We start from the raw sequence: 16,107 nt of genomic DNA, 5'->3' as shown, positions 1-16,107 counted from the left end.
CAGCGTCTCAGCGTCTCAGCGTCTCAGCGTCTCAGCGTCTCAGCGTCTCAGCGTCTCAGCGTCTCAGCGTCTCAGCGTCTCAGCGCGGACCGCGGTGACGCGCGCGGGTTCCCGGACAGGAGCGTCTCGATGGCGGGCGCGCGCGCAGCACCGCGGCGAGCCCGCCCTGCGCTCAGGCCGCCGCGAGCGCCGCGCGTGCGCAGGTCTCATCGGTGACGAGACCCGACAGCCAGCCGCCGCGCAGCGCGGCCAGCACGGCCGCCGGTTTGCGCGGGCCCCCGGCGAAGCCGATCGTCGGCCGCTTCGGCGGCGCATCGAGCGGCACGCTGGTCACGCGCGCGCTCGTCGACGTGGCGACGCGCCGGCCCTGCGCATCGATCGGTACGCCGAGCATCTCGGCCACCGCGCCGAGCCGGATCATCTCCTCGAGTTCGTCCGCGGTGATGAAGCCGTCCTCGTACAGCGGGCAGGGCGCGCTGAGGTTGCCGAGCCCGATGAACGCGACGTCCGCATGCGCGGACAGCGTCTCGACGATCCGATAGAGCCGGTGATTGCACCACTGCGCGCGCTCGGCGTCGCTGTCGGCGAACAGCGGGGCGGGCAGCAGGAAATGCTTGCCGCCGGTTTTCTCGGAGATGTGCTGCGCGACGTCATAGCGGTTCGACGAGCCGTCCTGCGCGATCGCGCCGACCATCGACACGAGCCGGTGCTGCGGCCGCTCCAGCTGCGCGATCTGCGAGGCGGCGGCCTTCAGGGTCCGGCCGCTGCTGACCGCCACCACCATCGGCCGCTCCTCGTTCAGGTAGCGCTCCATCACCTGCGCGCCTGCGACCGCGAGCTTGCGGTCGATCGCGCCCGGGGTGTCGCTGTCGACCGGCACGACCTCGCACAGCGCCAGGCCGTAGCGTTTCGACAGCTGGGCGGCGAGGTCGAGGCAGTCGGCGACCTGATGGTCGACGCGGACCCGGATCAGATTCTTCTCGACCGCGAACGCGACGAGCCGCTGCGCGACCGGCCGCGAGACCTGGAGTTTTTCCGCGATTTCGTTCTGGGTGTCGCCCGCGACGTAGTAGAGCCACGCGGCGCGCGTGGCGAGATCGAGTTTTTCGGAGGACTTGGACACGGTGGCGTGATGGACGTGGAAGGCAGCTCAGTGGTTGACAGTCGAAGCATGCACGTTAGCGGGCACGGATGTCACGCGAGTCGTGCGCGGCCCGGCTCGAACAGCGGCCGCACGTGACGGTAGAGCGCGCGGAACTGCGCGAGGCGCGCGCGCAGCGCCGCGTGGCGGCCGGGGTCGGGCGCGTATTCCGCGCGCAGCGGCGGCTTGGTCAGCACGCGCGCGGCGTCGCCGCCGACCGCGAGCCAGCCGAGCCGCGCCGCGCCGAGCGCCGCGCCCGTCTCGCCGCCGCCGTGCTGGCGGGTGCGCACGCCGAGCGCGTCGGCGAGCAACTGCGCCCAGTATGCGCTGCGCGCGCCGCCGCCGATCAGCGACAGCGCGTCGGCCGCGGTGCCGGCCGCGCGCAGCGCGTCGAGCCCGTCGGCGAGCGCGAGCGTCACGCCTTCGAGCACCGCGTAGCCGAGCCGCGCGCGGTCGGTGCCGTGCGTGAGGCCGAACCACACGCCCTGCGCGTAGGGATCGTTGTGCGGGGTGCGCTCGCCGGACAGGTAGGGCAGGAAGTACGGCGCGTCGTCGAGCGAGGCGGGATCGAGCGCGGCGACCTCGGCGAGCAGGGTCGGCTCGTCGGTCGAGGTCAGCCTGCAGACCCAGCGCAGGCAGCTTGCCGCCGACAGCACCACGCTCATCTGCTGCCAGCGGTCGGGGATCGCATGGCAGAACGCGTGCACGGCGGAGGCCGGGTTGGGCAGGAAGCGGTCGCCGACCACGCTCAGCACGCCCGACGTGCCGAGCGAGACGAAGCCGTCGCCGGGTTCGGTCGCGCCGATCCCGAGCGCGCTGGTGGCGTTGTCGCCGCCGCCGCCCGCGACCACCACCGAGGCGTCGAGGCCGAGCAGGCGGGCGACCTCGGGGCGCAGCGCGCCGGACGGCGCGTTGCCCTCGACGATGCGCGGCATCTGCGCGCGCCGCATGCCGCCCGCGTCGAGCAGCGCGTCGGACCAGTCGCGCCGCGCGACGTCGAGCCACAGCGTGCCGGCCGCGTCGGACGGATCGGAGACCTTCTCGCCCGTCAGCCGCAGCCGCAGGTAGTCCTTCGGCATCAGCACGCAGGCGGTCGCGGCGAACAATTCGGGTTCGTGCCGCGCGACCCACAGCAGCTTGGGCGCGGTGAAGCCGGGCATCGCGAGGTTGCCCGCGAGCGCATGCAGGCCCGGCGCGCGCGCGGTGAGCGCCGCGCATTCGTCGGCGCTGCGCATGTCGTTCCACAGGATCGCGGGGCGCAGCACGCGGTCGGCGCGGTCGAGCAGGACCGCGCCGTGCATCTGGCCGGACAGGCCGATGCCGCGCACCTCGGCGAACGCGGCCGGATGCTGCGCGCGCAGCGCGGCGAGCGCCGCGACGGTGCCGTTCCACCAGTCGTCCGGATGCTGCTCGGCCCAGCGCGGATGCGGCCGCGCGACCGAGAACGGCGCGCCGGCCGTGCCGACGACGGCGCCGTCGGAGGCGAGCAGCAACACTTTCACTTCGGAGGTGCCGAGATCGATGCCGAGATACATGTGCGATGACCAGTCCGTCGGAAGGAGCCGCTACTTTAGCCGGGCGTTCGCCGGGATGCCAATGCAGGGTTGACCCGAGCGCGCGTCAGCGCGCCGCGAGCCAGGCGTCGACCCGTGCGAGGCCCGCGCGCAGCGCGTGCGCGAGCGCCGGGTCGCCGGCGAGCCCGCCCCACAGCGCGCGCTCGCCGGCGAGCGCCGCGACGGGATCCGGCGCGGCGACGAGCGCGCGCGCGAGGTCCGGGTCCATCACGCTGTCCTGGTACGCATAGGGCAGCGCGCCGCGCGCCCAGCGTTCGAGAAAGCGCAGGAACAGCGCGGGCAGCACCGCGGTCGCGACCGGTTGCGCGCCGCGCGCGAGCGTTTGCGCGAGGGTCGGGGCGATGAAGCCGGGCAGCTTCGAGAAGCCGTCGGCGGCCACCCGCTGATTGGTGTCGCGGATGAACGGATTCGCGAAGCGCTCGAGCACGACGTCGCGATAGCGCGCGAGGTCGAGCGGGCTCGGCGTGAGGCACGGGATCACGTCGGCGCTCACGTAGTCGGCGGCGAAGCCGCGGATCGCCGGGTCGAGCGTGCCCTCGTGGATGTAGGTCAGGCCGGCGAGCGTGCCTGCCCACGCGATGCAGCTGTGGCTCGCGTTGAGGATGCGGATCTTGGCCTCCTCGTAGGGATGCACGTCGCCGACCAGCTCGACGCCCGCCCGCTCCCACGCGGGGCGGCCCGCGGCGAAGCGGTCCTCGATCACCCACTGGATGAACGATTCGCCCATCACCGGGCAGGCGTCCGCGCGACCGGTCGCGGCCAGCACGCGCGCGCGCGCCTCGTCGGTCGGGCGCGGCGTGATCCGATCGACCATCGCGGCGGGACAGGTGGTGTTCGCGTCGAACCACGCGAGCAGGTCCGTTGCGCCGCGCCGTTCGAGGAAGGCGCGCATGCCGGCCCGAAAGCGCGCGCCGTTGTTGCGCAGGTTGTCGCAGCTGAGCAGCGTGAGCGGGCCCGCGCCGCGCTCGCGGCGCGCGTCGAGCAGCGCCGCGAGCGCGCCATAGATCGTGGTGCGCGCACCTTGCAGGTCGGCTGCGAGATCCGGGTTCGCGAGGTCGAGCCGGTCGTGCTCGTCGAGGGCGTAGCCGCCTTCGGTGACCGTGAACGACACGATCCGGCACGCGGGCCGCGCGCCCGCCTCGACGAGCGCGGCGAGATCGGCCGACCACGGCAGCACCTCGGTGATCGAGCGGATCGTCTCGTAGGCGCGCTCGCCTTGCGGAGTCACGGTTTCCAGCGTGTACGCGCCGTCCTGCGCGGCGAGCGCGTCGAGCGTCGCGCGCTGGTCGTCGCGGATGTTGCCGACCGCGAGCGACCAGCGCGCGTCGGGCGTCACGGCCGCGTTGGCGTGCTGCAGGTACCACGCCTGATGCGCGCGATGGAACGCGCCGGCGCCGATATGCACGATCAGCGGCGCGGCGGGGGCGGAACGGTTCATCCGATGTCTCCTGGCGGCCGCTCGGGGCCGATTAGATCATTTGCTCTCAATATGGGCGAATGATCGTATTCGCGTCGGTGAAAGTCAAGGCGGGAAACCCGGGTATCGATGCTGCGGCGCGCCAGCGTTCAGAACGGTTCGCGGGTGAGCCGCGCGAGCTGTTCGACGAGTTTCGCGGCGGGGCCGGGCAGCAGCCCGTGGCGCCGACGGAACGCGGTCAGCGTGCGGGTCGCGCTCAGACCGTGCACCGGCAGCCGCTCGATCAGGCCCGCGCGGCGTTCGGCGCGATACATGGGCTCGGCCATCCAGCCGACGAAGCCCGCGTGTGCGACGAGGCTCTTGAGCGACAGCACCGACCGGGTCTCGACGACGAGCGCGGGCGGCGCGAGGCCTTCGGCGTTGAAGGCCGCGCGCATCTGCTCGTACGGGGCGGTGCCGCGCGGCGGCATGGCCCAGCGCGCCGCGCGCGTCGCGCCGAGCGGGAGCGGGAGCGGCGCGCCCGCGGCGAACAACGGGTGGCCGGGCGCGGCGACCACGTGGCTTTCATCCTGCCAGCGGCACTCGGGGAGGGCGATCAGCGCGTCGGTGTCGGGCACGCTCGCGCTGAGCGCCAGATCGATTTCGTGGCGCGCGAGCGCGTCGGCGAGCCGGTCCCACACGCCTTCGAGGATCTCGACGCGCAGGTTGGGCCAGTGCTCGAGCACGCGGCCGATCGCGATCGGCAGGACCAGGCTCGCGATGCTGCCGACCGCGCCGACCTTGATCGTGCCCTTCGCGAGTCCGCGCAGCGCGTCGAGTTCCTCGCGCGCATGCTCGGCCTCGTGCAGCAGCAGGGTCGCGTGCGGCAGCAGCGCATCGCCGAGCGCGCTCAACTGCATGCCCTTGGTGTGGCGCTCGAACAGCGGGCCGCCGAGCTGGGTTTCGAGCCGCTTGAGGATGCGGCTCAGCGCGGGCTGGGTGACATGCAGCACCTCGGCCGCGCGGCCGAGGCTGCCGTGCGTGGCGATCGCGGTGAAGGCGCGCAGCTGACGCAGATCGAAACTCATGCCGTGATGGAATGCCTTTGAACAAAAAATACAGTATCCGGCCATCGGGCGCGCCCGGATACTCTGGAAACCGATCACACCGATGACCCAGGAGACCAGCCGGCATGAGCGATTCCTCCCCGTGCGCCGACGGCGGGCGCTGCACCGTGCGCGACGCCGTGTTCGATCTGTTCCGCCAGTTCGGCATCGACACGGTGTTCGGCAACCCCGGCTCGACCGAACTGCCGATGTTCCGTGATTTCCCGGCCGATTTCCGCTATGTGCTCGGGCTGCAGGAGGCGGTGGTGGTCGGCATGGCGGACGGCCATGCGCAGGCGCGTCGCAATGCGGCGGTCGTGAACCTGCATTCGGCGGCGGGCGTCGGTCATGCGATGGGCAACCTGTTCACCGCGTTCCGCAACAAGACGCCGCTGATCGTCACGGCGGGCCAGCAGGCGCGCGCGATCCTGCCCTTCGAGCCGTTCCTCGGCGCGAGCCAGGCGGCGGAACTGCCGAAGCCCTATGTGAAATGGAGCATCGAGCCGGCGCGCGCGCAGGACGTCCCGGCCGCGATCGCGCGCGCCTATCGCATCGCGATGCAGGAGCCGCGCGGTCCGGTGTTCGTGTCGATTCCGGTCGACGACTGGGACCAGCCCGCCGAACGGCTTCCCGCGCGACGGGTGAGCGAGGTGGTGGCGCCCGATCCGGACGCGCTGGCGGCTTTGGGCGCGGCGCTCGACGCGTGCGCGCGTCCCGCGTTCGTGGTCGGCGCGGCGCTCGAGCGTGCCGGGGCCTGGGACGAGGCCGTGCGGCTCGCGGAACGGCACGGCGCGCGCGTCCATGCCGCGCCGATGTCGGGGCGCTGCAGCTTCCCCGAGGATCATCCGCTGTTCGCGGGGTTTCTGCCTGCGGCGCGCGAGCGGATCGTCGCGCAGCTTGCGGGTCACGACCTGATCCTCGCGTTTGGCGCGCCCGCGTTCACGTACCACGTCGAGGGGTTCGGCCCGCATGTGCCGGCGGGCGCGCGCCTGTATCAGCTGGTCGACGACCCGGGCGTCGCCGCGTGGACGCCGGTCGGCGACGCGGTGGTCGGCAACCTGCGGCTCGCGGCGCGCGAACTGCTCGCGCGCGCGGCGCCCGCGCCCCGGCCGGCGCCCGCGCCGCGCGCGGCGCGCGAGCGGGTCGAGCCGGCTGGGCCTGGCGCGCGGATGTCGGTTGCTTATGCGCTGCAGACGCTCGCGGACGCGCGCAGCCCGGCCGACATCGTGGTCGAGGAAGCGCCGAGCGCGCGGCTGGTGATGCAGCGCCACTTGCCGTTTACGCGAAGCGGCACGTTCTACACGATGGACAGCGGCGGCCTCGGCTACGGGATGCCGGCCGCCGTGGGCGTCGCGCTCGCGCAGCCGGGCCGGCGCGTGATCGCGCTGATCGGCGACGGGTCGAGCCTGTATTCGATCCAGGCGCTGTGGAGCGCCGCGCATCTGGCGTTGCCGATGACCTTCGTGATCCTCAACAACGGATGTTATGCGGCGCTGCGCGAGTTCGCCCCGGTGTTCGGTTTCGCGCCGGATGAGCCGGTGCAGGGCACCGCGCTGCCGGGCCTCGATTTCGTCGCGCTGGCCGAGGGGCTGGGTTGCCGCGGCGTGCGCGTGCGCGACGCGCATGCGCTGCGGGGTGCGCTCGACGAGGCGCTGCATGCGCCGACGCCCGTGCTGGTCGAAGTCGAGGTTGCGTGACGGACAGGCGAGGCGGGCGGAGACGTAAGCATGACGACAGCGATCACGTGCGCGCCGCGCATGCGCTGCGGAGCGCGCTCGACGAAGCGGCGCGCGCGCCGGTCGACGTCGAGATCGCGTGACGGACACGCAAGGCGATCGTAGACGTAAGAATGAAGACAGCGACGGTGTGTGCGCCGCGCATGCGCTTCGGAGCCCGCTCGACGAAGCGCCGCGCGCGCCGGCGCCCTACGAATCGACATCAAGCTCGCATGACGGATATACCAGGCAACCGGAGACAGAAGAATGGAGACAACGACGATGCTGATCGGCGGCGCGCGCCGCGCCGCGCGCGACGGCGCGACCTTCGAGCGCCGCAACCCGCTCGACGGCGCGCTCGCGACCCGCGCGAGCGCGGCGACGGTCGATGACGCGCGCGCGGCGGTCGACGCGGCGGCGGCCGCGTTCGGCCCGTGGGCCGCGCTGGGGCCGAGCGCGCGGCGCGCCTGCCTGCTCGATGCCGCCCGTGCGCTCGAGGCGCGGCGCGCGCGGTTTGCCGCCGCGATGGCCGCGGAAACCGGCGCGTCCGCGCAGTGGGCCGGCTTCAACGTGCAGTTGGCCGCGAACGGGCTGATCGAGGCCGCTGCGCTGGCGACCCAGGTCGGCGGCGAACTGATTCCGTCGGATCTGCCGGGCTCGCTCGCGATGGGGGTGCGGCAGCCCGCCGGGGTGGTGCTCGGGATCGCGCCGTGGAACGCGCCGGTGATCCTCGGCGTGCGCGCGCTCGCGCTGCCGCTCGCCTGCGGCAACACCGTGGTGTTCAAGGGTTCGGAGCTGTGTCCGGCCACCCATGCGCTGATCGTCGACGCGTTCGAGGACGCGGGGCTGCCGCCCGGCGTCGTCAACTTCGTGACGAACGCGCCCGCCGACGCGGCCGCGATCGTCGACGCGATGATCGCGCATCCGGCCGTGCGGCGCGTGAACTTCACGGGCTCGACCGAGGTGGGGCGGCTGATCGCCGCGCGCTGCGCGGCGCATCTGAAGCCCGCCGTGCTCGAACTGGGCGGCAAGGCCCCGTTCCTCGTGCTCGACGACGCCGATCTCGACGCGGCGGTCGACGCGGCCGCGTTCGGCGCATTCGCGAATGCCGGGCAGATCTGCATGTCGACCGAGCGGATCATCGTCGACGTGCGGATCGCCGACGCGTTCGTCGCGCGCCTGGCCGCCAAGGCCGCCTCGCTGTCGCTCGGGGATCCGCGCGAGGGGCCGGTGGTGCTCGGCCCGGTGGCCGATGCGCGCACCGTCGCGCGCTGCAACGCGCTGATCGACGACGCGCTTGCGCACGGCGCGCGCCTGCTGTGCGGCGGCCGGGCCGACAGCGTGCTGATGCCGGCGACGCTGCTCGACCACGTGACGCCCGCGATGCGGATCTATCGCGACGAATCGTTCGGGCCGGTCAAGGGCATCGTGCGGGTCGACGGTGACGAGGCCGCGATCGCGTGCGCGAACGACAACGCGTTCGGCCTGTCGTCGGCGGTGTTCAGCCGCGACATCGCGCGCGCATGGCGGGTCGCCGCGCGCCTCGAGACGGGCATCTGCCACGTGAACGGGCCGACCGTGCACGACGAGGCGCAGATGCCGTTCGGCGGCGTGAAGGACAGCGGCTTCGGCCATTTCGGCGGCAAGGCGGGCGTGGCGGCGTTCACCGACCTGCGCTGGATGACGGTGCAGACTGCGCCGCGTCACTATCCGTTCTGAAGGAGGCGGCGATGAGAATCGCGATGCTGGGCGCGGGCGCGATGGGCTCGTTGTTCGGCGGCCTGCTCGCCGAGCGCGGCCATGCGGTGAGCCTGCTCGACGTCGACGACGCGCGGCTGGCCGCGCTGCGCCGCGACGGGCTGCTGCTCGACACCGACGCGGGCGCGCGCCGCGTGACCGGCCTGCGTGCGCTGCGGCCCGAAGAGGCCGATGCGCCGCCCGCGCTCGTCGTGGTGTTCACGAAGGCGCGGCATACGCGCGCGGCGCTCGCCGGCGTGCGTGCGCTGCTCGCGGACGACACGCTGGTGCTGACCTTGCAGAACGGTCTCGGCAACGTCGAGGCGATACGCGAACAGGTGCCGGTGGAGCGCATCCTGGTGGGCGTGACCACCTGGCCGGCGGACCTCGCGGGGCCGGCCCACGTACGCTCGCACGGCACGGGCGGGATCCGGCTGATGAGCGCCGACGGCGTCGCGCGCGCGTCGGTGCACACGGTGGCCGAGATGCTCGACGCGGCGGGGCTGCATTGCACGGTCGACCCCGACATCTGGGCGGCGATCTGGGAGAAGGTCGCGTTCAACGCGGCGCTCAATCCCTTGTGTACGGTCACGGGCTGCACGGTCGACCAGTTGGGCGCGTGCGACGACGGTCCGTCGCTGGCGCTCGCCGTGGTGGCGGAAACGCTGGCGGTCGCGCGTGCGCGCGGGATTGCGGTCGACGAGGGCGTGGTGCGGGCGAATGTGCTGCATGCGATCGCCGAGCATCGCGGGCATCGGCCGTCGATGCTGCAGGACGCGCTGGCGGCGCGCCGCACCGAGATCGAGGCGATCAACGGCGCGGTGGTCGCGGCCGCGCGTGACGCGGGCGTCGCGACGCCATGCACCGAGATGTTGCTGCGGCTCGTGCGCGTGATCGACGCGCGCGCGGGTTAGCGGGCCGGCGGGCGTGCATCGCGCCCGCCGGCGGTTCGTCCGCACGTTCCTCGGGCGCCGCCGCCGGCGGTGCGGCGCCCGCCGACGCCGGGGGCGGCGTCGGTTCGATGCAGCCGCCCACGCGCGCGTCGCGCCAACGGCACATGGCCCGACAGAGGCCGGCCCGGCTCATGACGCGCCGCCGATCCAGGAGACGAAATGAAGCACCAGGTCCGACCGGGCACCCGCCCGGCCATGCTTTGCACGCCCCGATCCCCGTCGAAGCGGAGGCCGTCATGAGCGCGGGGCGGGAGTCCCCGCTCGCGATCGATGTCGGCGCGACGCTCGATCATGGGCCGTTTACCCCGATGCAGCGCTGCGTGGTGCTGCTCGCCGCGCTGTCGATCGTGTTCGATGGTTTCGACAGCCAGCTGATCGGTTTCGCGATTCCCGTGCTGATGCGCGAATGGGGCGTCGCGCGCGGCGCATTCGCGCCCGTGGTTGCGGCGGGGCTGATCGGGATGGGGGTCGGCAGCGCATGCGCGGGGCTGATCGCCGATCGCTTCGGGCGGCGCTGGGCGATCATCGGCAGCGTGCTGTTGTTCGGCGCGGCGACCTGCGCGATCGGCTTCGCCCCCGATATCGCGACGATCGCGGGCCTGCGCTTCGTGGCGGGATTGGGCATCGGCGGCGCGTTGCCGAGCGCGACCACGATGACGGCCGAATTCACGCCCGCGCGCCGCCGCACCGTGATGGTGACCGCGACGATCGTCTGCGTGCCGCTGGGCGGCATGCTCGCGGGGCTGTTCGCGCATGGCGTGTTGCCCGCCTATGGCTGGCGCGGGCTGTTCGTGATCGGCGGCGCGTTGCCGCTCGGACTCGGCGCGCTGCTCGTGCGCGCCTTGCCGGAATCGCCGCGCTACCTTGCGCGGCGGCCGCAACGCTGGGCCGAACTGGGGCGTTTGCTCGCGCGCATGCGGCGGCCGGTCGCGCCCGGCGCGGTCTTCGCCGATGCCGGCGAGCCCGCCGCGCACGCATCGTCGGGATTCCGCGCGCTGTTCGCGGCGGGACAGGCGCGCGACACGCTGGCGCTGTGGTGCGCGTTCTTCATGTGCCTGCTCGCGGTGTACAGTGCGTTCAGCTGGCTGCCGACCATGCTGATCGCCGCCGGCCTCGACGTGTCGACGGCCGGCGCGGGGCTCACCGCGTACAACCTCGGCGGCGTGCTGGGCGCGCTCGGCTGCGCGTTCGCGATCGGCCGCTTCGGGTCGCGCGTGCCGCTCGCGCTGTGCTGCGTCGGCGGCGCGGCGAGCGCGGCGGCGCTGCTCGGCGTCGACGCGGGCGCGCACACCCGTTGGCTGATCGTGGGGCTCGGCGCGCACGGCTTGTTCGTCAATGCGGTGCAGTCGACGATGTACGCGCTGTGCGCGCATATCTATCCGACGCCGGTGCGCGCGACCGGTACGGCGAGCGCGCTCGCGTTCGGCCGTCTCGGCGCGATCCTGAGCGCGTTCGCGGGCGCGGCGGTGATCACGGCGGGCGGCGCGCCCGCCTATCTCGCGATGCTGGCGGCCGCGATGGGAGCGGTGTGCGTGGCGCTGCTCGCGGTGCGACGGCACATTCCGCGTGTGCGCGGCGGCGCGGCGCGCGTGGACGAGGCGCTCGCGCGGCCGTCCGCGTGACGCCCGCGGACCGCGGCCCCGCATGCGGGAGCGCGCGGTCCGCCCGGCATCACAACGTGGTGCGCACGTGCCACAGCTCCGGGAACAGCACGACGTCGAGCATCTTGCGCAGGTACGGCGCGCCGTCGGTGCCGCCCGTGCCCTGCTTGAAGCCGATGATCCGCTCGACCGTCGTGACATGGCGGAAGCGCCACTGACGGAACGCATCCTCGAGATCGACCAGTTCCTCGGCCAGTTCGTACAGTTCCCAGTGCGCGTCGGGGGCGCGATAGATCTCGAGCCACGCGGCCTCGACCGACGCGTCGTGCTCGGTGGGGCCGGTCCAGTCGCGCTCGAGGCGCGCGGGCGCGATCGGGAAGCCGCGCCGCGCGAGCAGGCGGATCACCTCGTCGTACAGCGAGGGCGCCTCGAGCGTGTCGCGCACCTGGGCGAGGACGTCGGGCCGGTGCGCGTGCGGGCGCAGCATCTGCGGATTCTTGTTGCCGAGCAGGAATTCGAGCTGCCGGTACTGGTAGGACTGGAAGCCCGACGACGCGCCGAGATACGGCCGCATCGCCGAATACTCGGACGGCGTCATGGTCGCGAGCACGTTCCACGCCTGCACCAGCTGTTCGAGGATCCGCGACACGCGCGCGAGCATCTTGAACGCGGGCGGCAGCGCATCGCCGCGGATCGACGCGAGCGCCGCGCGCAGCTCGAACAGCGCGAGCTTCATCCACAGCTCGCTGGTCTGATGCTGGATGATGAACAGCATCTCGTTGTGGTCGGGCGACAACGGGTGCTGCGCGTCGAGGATCGCGCCGAGCGACAGGTAGTCGCCGTAGCTCATCGAGGTCGAGAAATCGAGCTGGGCGCTGTGCCAGCCGTCGCCGTCGGCGCGCGCGCCGGAAAACGGGCAGCCGGACGGCGCGCCGTCGCCGGGGGTGGGCAGGGGGCCGGGATTCACATCTGTCTCCGTGGTTTGAATGAGGCGTGCGGCTCAGGTCACCGTCGCGCGCGCGGCGAATTCGGGCGCGCGCCACGCTTGCGAGACCAGTACGTCGCGCAGCGTCTCGACCGCATCCCACACGTCGACGAAGCGCGTATAGAGCGGCGTGAAGCCGAAGCGCAGGATGCGCGGTTCGCGATAGTCGCCGATCACGCCGCGCGCGATCAGCGCCTGCATCACCTCGTAGCCGTGCGGGTGCTCGACGCTTGCCTGCGAGCCGCGCTGATGATGCGCGCGCGGCGTGACGAGCTTCAGCGCCTGCCCCTCGCAGCGCTGCTCGACGAGCGCGATGAACGCGTCGGACAACGCGAGCGACTTGCGGCGCAGCGCGGCCATGTCGGTTTGCGCGAACACGTCGAGACCGCATTCGACCATCGACATCGACACGATCGGCTGGGTGCCGCACAGGAATTTCGCGATGCCCGGATCGGGCTCGAACGCGGGGGTCATCGCGAACGGCGCGCGGTGTCCCCACCAGCCCGACAGCGGTTGCTCGTAGTCGGCCTGGCGGCGTGCCGGCACCCACACGAAGGCGGGCGCGCCGGGGCCGCCGTTCAGGTATTTGTAGGTGCAGCCGACCGCGCCGTCCGCGCCCGCGCCGTTCAGGTCGACCGGCACCGCGCCTGCCGAGTGCGCGAGATCCCACAGCATTAGCGCGCCCGCCTGCCGGACCGTGTGCGTGACCGCCGTCATGTCGTGCATGTAGCCGGTGCGGTAGTTCACGTGCGTGAGCATCGCGACCGCGGTGTCGTCGCCGAGCGCGGCGGGCAGGTCGGCCGGGTCGTCGATGAGCCGCAGCGTGTAGCCGCCGCCGAGCTGGGCGATCAGGCCTTGCGCGATGTACAGGTCGGTCGGGAAATTGGAGCGCTCCGATACGATCACGCGGCGCTCGGGCGCCTGCCGGCCCTGGTGGCGCAGCATCGCGGCGAGCAGCTTGTAGAGATTGATCGAGATGGTGTCGGTGATCACGATCTCGTCGCGGCCCGCGCCGACGAGCGGCGCGAGCCGGTCGCCGAGACGGCGCGGCAGCGCGAACCAGCCCGCGGTGTTCCAGCTGCGGATCAGACCGGCGCCCCATTCCTCGCCGATCACCTGCTGCGCGCGCGCGGCCGCCGCGCGCGGCTGCGCGCCGAGCGAATTGCCGTCGAGATAGAGCACGCCGTCGGGCAGCGCGAACTGGTCGCGCAACGGCGCGAGCGGGTCGTCGCGGTCGAGCGCGAGGGCGTCTTCACGGGAATGGATCATGAGCGTCATGGGCAGGGTGGGCGTAACGAAACGGATTGGGGTTCAGCGCGGGGCCGGCAGCGCGCGCAGCACGGCGCGCACGGGGCTCGCGTCGAGCGTCGCGAGCTTGAGCGGCAGCGCGATCAGTTCATAGTCGCCGGGCGGCACGGCGTCGAGCACGAGGCCTTCGAGGATCGCCATTCGATGCGTGCGGATGCGGTGGTGCGCGTCCATGGTCTTCGATTCCTGCGGGTCGAGCGACGGCGTGTCGATGCCGATCAGGCGCACGCCGTGCTCGGCGAGCAGGTCGATGGTCTGCGGCGCGACGGCGCAGAACGCGCTGTCCCAGTGGCGTTGCGCCGCCTCGCGGCAGGTGCGCAGCAGCACGCGCGGCGGCGCGCCGGCGAGCGCCGCGCGCAGGGCGTCCGGGCGCACCGCGGGCGCGGCGTCGAGGCAGTGGATCACGCGGCACGGCCCGAGGTAGGCATCGAGCGGCACCGCGCCGATCGGCGCGCCGGCCGCGTCGTAGTGGAGCGGCGCGTCGGCGTGCGCGCCCGTGTGCGGCGACAGCGTGAGCCGGCCGACGTTGACGGGCGAGCCCGCCTCCATGCGCCACACGCGTTCGATCGAGACCGGCGTGTCGCCGGGCCAGACCGGCGTGGCGGGGTCGATCGGCGGTGAAATGTCCCAGAGCGTGTCCATGCGTGCGTAGCGGAAGTGAACGCTAGCGATGATAGGCAAAGCCGCGTCGAACGTGCTTGCAAAATAGGCATGGACAATCCACCAATTTGGCAGATAATTCGAAACAGCGTTAAAACGGGGACCAAAAATGCATGCGATTACGCTCGACGCCACCGATTGCCGTATTCTGGCCGTACTTCAGCAAGAGGGACGGATCAGCAACCTGGACCTGGCCGAGCGCATTGCGCTCTCGCCGTCCGCCTGTCTGCGCCGAATGCGCCTGCTGGAAGAACAGGGCGTGATCGAGTGCTACCGCGCGTGCCTGAGCCGCGAGAAACTGGGCTTCGAGCTGGAGGCGTTCGTGCAGGTATCGATGCGCAACGACCAGACGCACTGGCACGAGCGTTTCGCGGAGGCGCTGCGGGAATGGCCGGAGGTGGTGGGCGCGTTCGTCGTGACGGGCGAGAGCCACTATCTGCTGCGCGTGCTCGCGCACAATCTGAAGCACTACTCGGACTTCGTGCTGAACCACCTGTACAAGGCGCCGGGCGTGATGGACATCCGCTCGAACATCGTGCTGCAGACCTTGAAGGACGAAGCGGGCCCGCCGGTGGCGCTGGCCCGCACCGGCGCGCTCAAAGTGCTGTGAGCGCGTGGAAGCCGCCGCTCTGGAACACGAGAGGCGCGAGCGCTGCTGCGTCGGGGTGCACGCCGCAGCGCTCGACCTCGCCGACGAAGATCACGTGGTCGCCCTCGTCGTAGCGGCTGCGGTTGTGGCACTCGAACCAGGCGAGCGCGCCGTCGAGCACCGGCATGCCGGAGTCGCCCGCCGCGTGCGACACGCCCTCGAAGCGGTCGCCCTTGACGGTCGCGAAGCGCCGGCACAGATCGAGCTGCGACGCGGCCAGCACGTTGACGACATAATGGCTGTTGCCGCGGAACACCGGCAGCGACGCCGATTTGAGCGCGAGGCTCCACAGCACGAGCGGCGGATCGAGCGAGACCGAGTTGAACGAACTCGCGGTGATGCCGATCAGCTGGCCGGACGGCGCGCGCGTCGTGATCACGGTCACGCCGGTCGCGAACTGGCCGAGCGCGTGACGGAACGCGGCGACGTCGAAATTGGGCGGAACGGCCTGCTTCATGGCGCGATGGCTCGCGGGACGAGGGGGCGGGAGCAGCGGATAAAGGTCGGGTCGATCATCTGGAAATTCACCAAGTTGCCCCGATTTTAGCGGAATCGCGTCGCGCTGCGGCCTGCCCGACCGGGCGCGGCGAGTGGGCGACCTGACATTGGGGCGGTGCGGATGCCGCTCCCGGGCATTGACTGGACGCAACAAGGAGCCGATATGAATCAAGCTGCAAGCGAAGTCGCCACGCTCGGCGGCGGCTGTTTCTGGTGCACGGAGGCGGTGTTCCTGGACATCGACGGCGTGACGGCCGTGGAATCCGGCTATGCGGGCGGCCATACGCGCGCGCCGGGCTATCGCGACGTGTGCGAGGGCGACACGGGCCATGCCGAGGTGGTCAAGGTCACGTTCGATCCGGCGCGCATCAGCTATCGCGAGGTCGTCGAGATCTTCTTCGCGACCCACGATCCGACCCAGTTGAACCGGCAGGGCAACGACACCGGCACGCAGTATCGCTCGGTCGTGTTCACGCACTCGGACGCGCAGCGCGACACCGCGCGGCAGGTGATCGACGAGCTGACGCGCGAGCAGGTGTTCGGCGCGCCGATCGTCACCCAGGTCGTGCCGCTCGACGACAACAACTACTGGCCCGCCGAGGCGTATCACCAGAACTATTACGCGCGCAATCCGGAGCAGGGCTACTGCGCGGCCGTGATCGGCCCGAAGGTCGCGAAGTTCCGGCAGAAGTTCGCGCACCGGCTGAAGTCGCGGCACGGGTAAGGCGCGTCGGCGGCGCGGCCCGGCGGGGGGGCGCGCCGTCACGACCGCGCCGTCACGACC

15 protein-coding genes are annotated in these 16,107 nt (G+C 72.1%); 7 read left to right on the top strand and 8 right to left on the bottom strand.

Going from position 1 to position 16,107, the window contains the following annotated elements; all coding sequences use genetic code 11:
* Window positions 1-172: 172 nt before the first annotated feature.
* From AC1RQF_RS05620 to AC1RQF_RS05605, 4 genes are all read right to left on the bottom strand, one after another.
* Window positions 173-1,123, bottom strand: coding sequence for a sugar-binding transcriptional regulator (locus AC1RQF_RS05620; protein ID WP_273998891.1), 951 nt, complete (start codon window positions 1,121-1,123; stop codon window positions 173-175).
* A 71-nt stretch (window positions 1,124-1,194) separates the two neighbouring features.
* On the bottom strand, window positions 1,195-2,676 hold the full coding sequence (gene xylB, locus AC1RQF_RS05615; RefSeq protein ID WP_492871498.1) for a xylulokinase: 1,482 nt from the start codon (window positions 2,674-2,676) through the stop codon (window positions 1,195-1,197).
* 85 nt (window positions 2,677-2,761) lie between these two features.
* Window positions 2,762-4,153, bottom strand: coding sequence for a D-arabinitol 4-dehydrogenase (gene dalD, locus AC1RQF_RS05610; protein WP_273998888.1), 1,392 nt, complete (start codon window positions 4,151-4,153; stop codon window positions 2,762-2,764).
* A 128-nt stretch (window positions 4,154-4,281) separates the two neighbouring features.
* Window positions 4,282-5,199 carry a LysR family transcriptional regulator gene (locus AC1RQF_RS05605; RefSeq protein ID WP_492871497.1) on the bottom strand — a complete coding sequence of 306 codons (918 nt, stop codon included), beginning with the start codon at window positions 5,197-5,199 and terminating at the stop codon, window positions 4,282-4,284.
* A 104-nt stretch (window positions 5,200-5,303) separates the two neighbouring features.
* On the opposite strand from AC1RQF_RS05605, the gene mdlC reads away from it, so the two are divergent.
* From mdlC to AC1RQF_RS05580, 5 genes are all read left to right on the top strand, one after another.
* Window positions 5,304-6,914 carry a benzoylformate decarboxylase gene (mdlC, locus tag AC1RQF_RS05600; protein ID WP_492871496.1) on the top strand — a complete coding sequence of 537 codons (1,611 nt, stop codon included), beginning with the start codon at window positions 5,304-5,306 and terminating at the stop codon, window positions 6,912-6,914.
* Window positions 6,911-7,036 (top strand): hypothetical protein, encoded by a 126-nt coding sequence (locus AC1RQF_RS05595; RefSeq protein WP_492871495.1) that lies wholly within the window; start codon window positions 6,911-6,913, stop codon window positions 7,034-7,036. The genes mdlC and AC1RQF_RS05595 overlap by 4 nt, the downstream gene beginning before the upstream one ends.
* A gap of 163 nt (window positions 7,037-7,199) precedes the next feature.
* Window positions 7,200-8,651 carry an aldehyde dehydrogenase family protein gene (locus AC1RQF_RS05590; RefSeq protein ID WP_273998883.1) on the top strand — a complete coding sequence of 484 codons (1,452 nt, stop codon included), beginning with the start codon at window positions 7,200-7,202 and terminating at the stop codon, window positions 8,649-8,651.
* An 11-nt stretch (window positions 8,652-8,662) separates the two neighbouring features.
* A complete protein-coding gene (locus tag AC1RQF_RS05585) occupies window positions 8,663-9,583 on the top strand; it encodes a ketopantoate reductase family protein (RefSeq protein WP_492871494.1) in 921 nt (306 codons plus the stop codon).
* A 275-nt stretch (window positions 9,584-9,858) separates the two neighbouring features.
* Window positions 9,859-11,244 (top strand): MFS transporter, encoded by a 1,386-nt coding sequence (locus AC1RQF_RS05580; protein ID WP_492871493.1) that lies wholly within the window; start codon window positions 9,859-9,861, stop codon window positions 11,242-11,244.
* 49 nt (window positions 11,245-11,293) lie between these two features.
* Here AC1RQF_RS05580 and kynA read toward each other — a convergent pair whose 3' ends face one another.
* From kynA to kynB, 3 genes are read right to left on the bottom strand one after another with little or no spacing between them, the layout of a single operon-like run.
* A complete protein-coding gene (kynA, locus tag AC1RQF_RS05575; protein ID WP_274004364.1) occupies window positions 11,294-12,175 on the bottom strand; it encodes a tryptophan 2,3-dioxygenase in 882 nt (293 codons plus the stop codon).
* Window positions 12,176-12,223: 48 nt separating this feature from the next.
* Entirely contained in the window at window positions 12,224-13,474 is a 1,251-nt protein-coding gene (gene kynU / locus AC1RQF_RS05570) for a kynureninase (RefSeq protein WP_274004363.1), read from the bottom strand.
* A gap of 45 nt (window positions 13,475-13,519) precedes the next feature.
* A complete protein-coding gene (kynB, locus tag AC1RQF_RS05565) occupies window positions 13,520-14,158 on the bottom strand; it encodes an arylformamidase (RefSeq protein WP_492871492.1) in 639 nt (212 codons plus the stop codon).
* Window positions 14,159-14,285: 127 nt separating this feature from the next.
* Between kynB and AC1RQF_RS05560 the strand changes: the two genes are divergently transcribed.
* Window positions 14,286-14,786 carry an Lrp/AsnC family transcriptional regulator gene (locus AC1RQF_RS05560; RefSeq protein ID WP_252981816.1) on the top strand — a complete coding sequence of 167 codons (501 nt, stop codon included), beginning with the start codon at window positions 14,286-14,288 and terminating at the stop codon, window positions 14,784-14,786.
* On the opposite strand, the gene AC1RQF_RS05555 is transcribed toward AC1RQF_RS05560, so the two are convergent.
* Entirely contained in the window at window positions 14,773-15,282 is a 510-nt protein-coding gene (locus AC1RQF_RS05555) for a flavin reductase family protein (RefSeq protein ID WP_273998877.1), read from the bottom strand. The genes AC1RQF_RS05560 and AC1RQF_RS05555 overlap by 14 nt on opposite strands.
* 204 nt (window positions 15,283-15,486) lie before the next feature.
* Here AC1RQF_RS05555 and msrA point away from each other — a divergent pair, with 204 nt between their 5' ends.
* The gene (msrA, locus tag AC1RQF_RS05550) at window positions 15,487-16,047 is read left to right on the top strand and encodes a peptide-methionine (S)-S-oxide reductase MsrA (protein ID WP_492871491.1); all 561 of its coding nucleotides are present in this window, start codon (window positions 15,487-15,489) and stop codon (window positions 16,045-16,047) included.
* The last annotated feature ends 60 nt before the right edge of the window (window positions 16,048-16,107 follow it).

The sequence above is a fragment of the Burkholderia sp. GW821-FHT14F03 genome (assembly GCF_058803765.1).
This window is presented reverse-complemented; position numbering and strand designations above follow the sequence as displayed.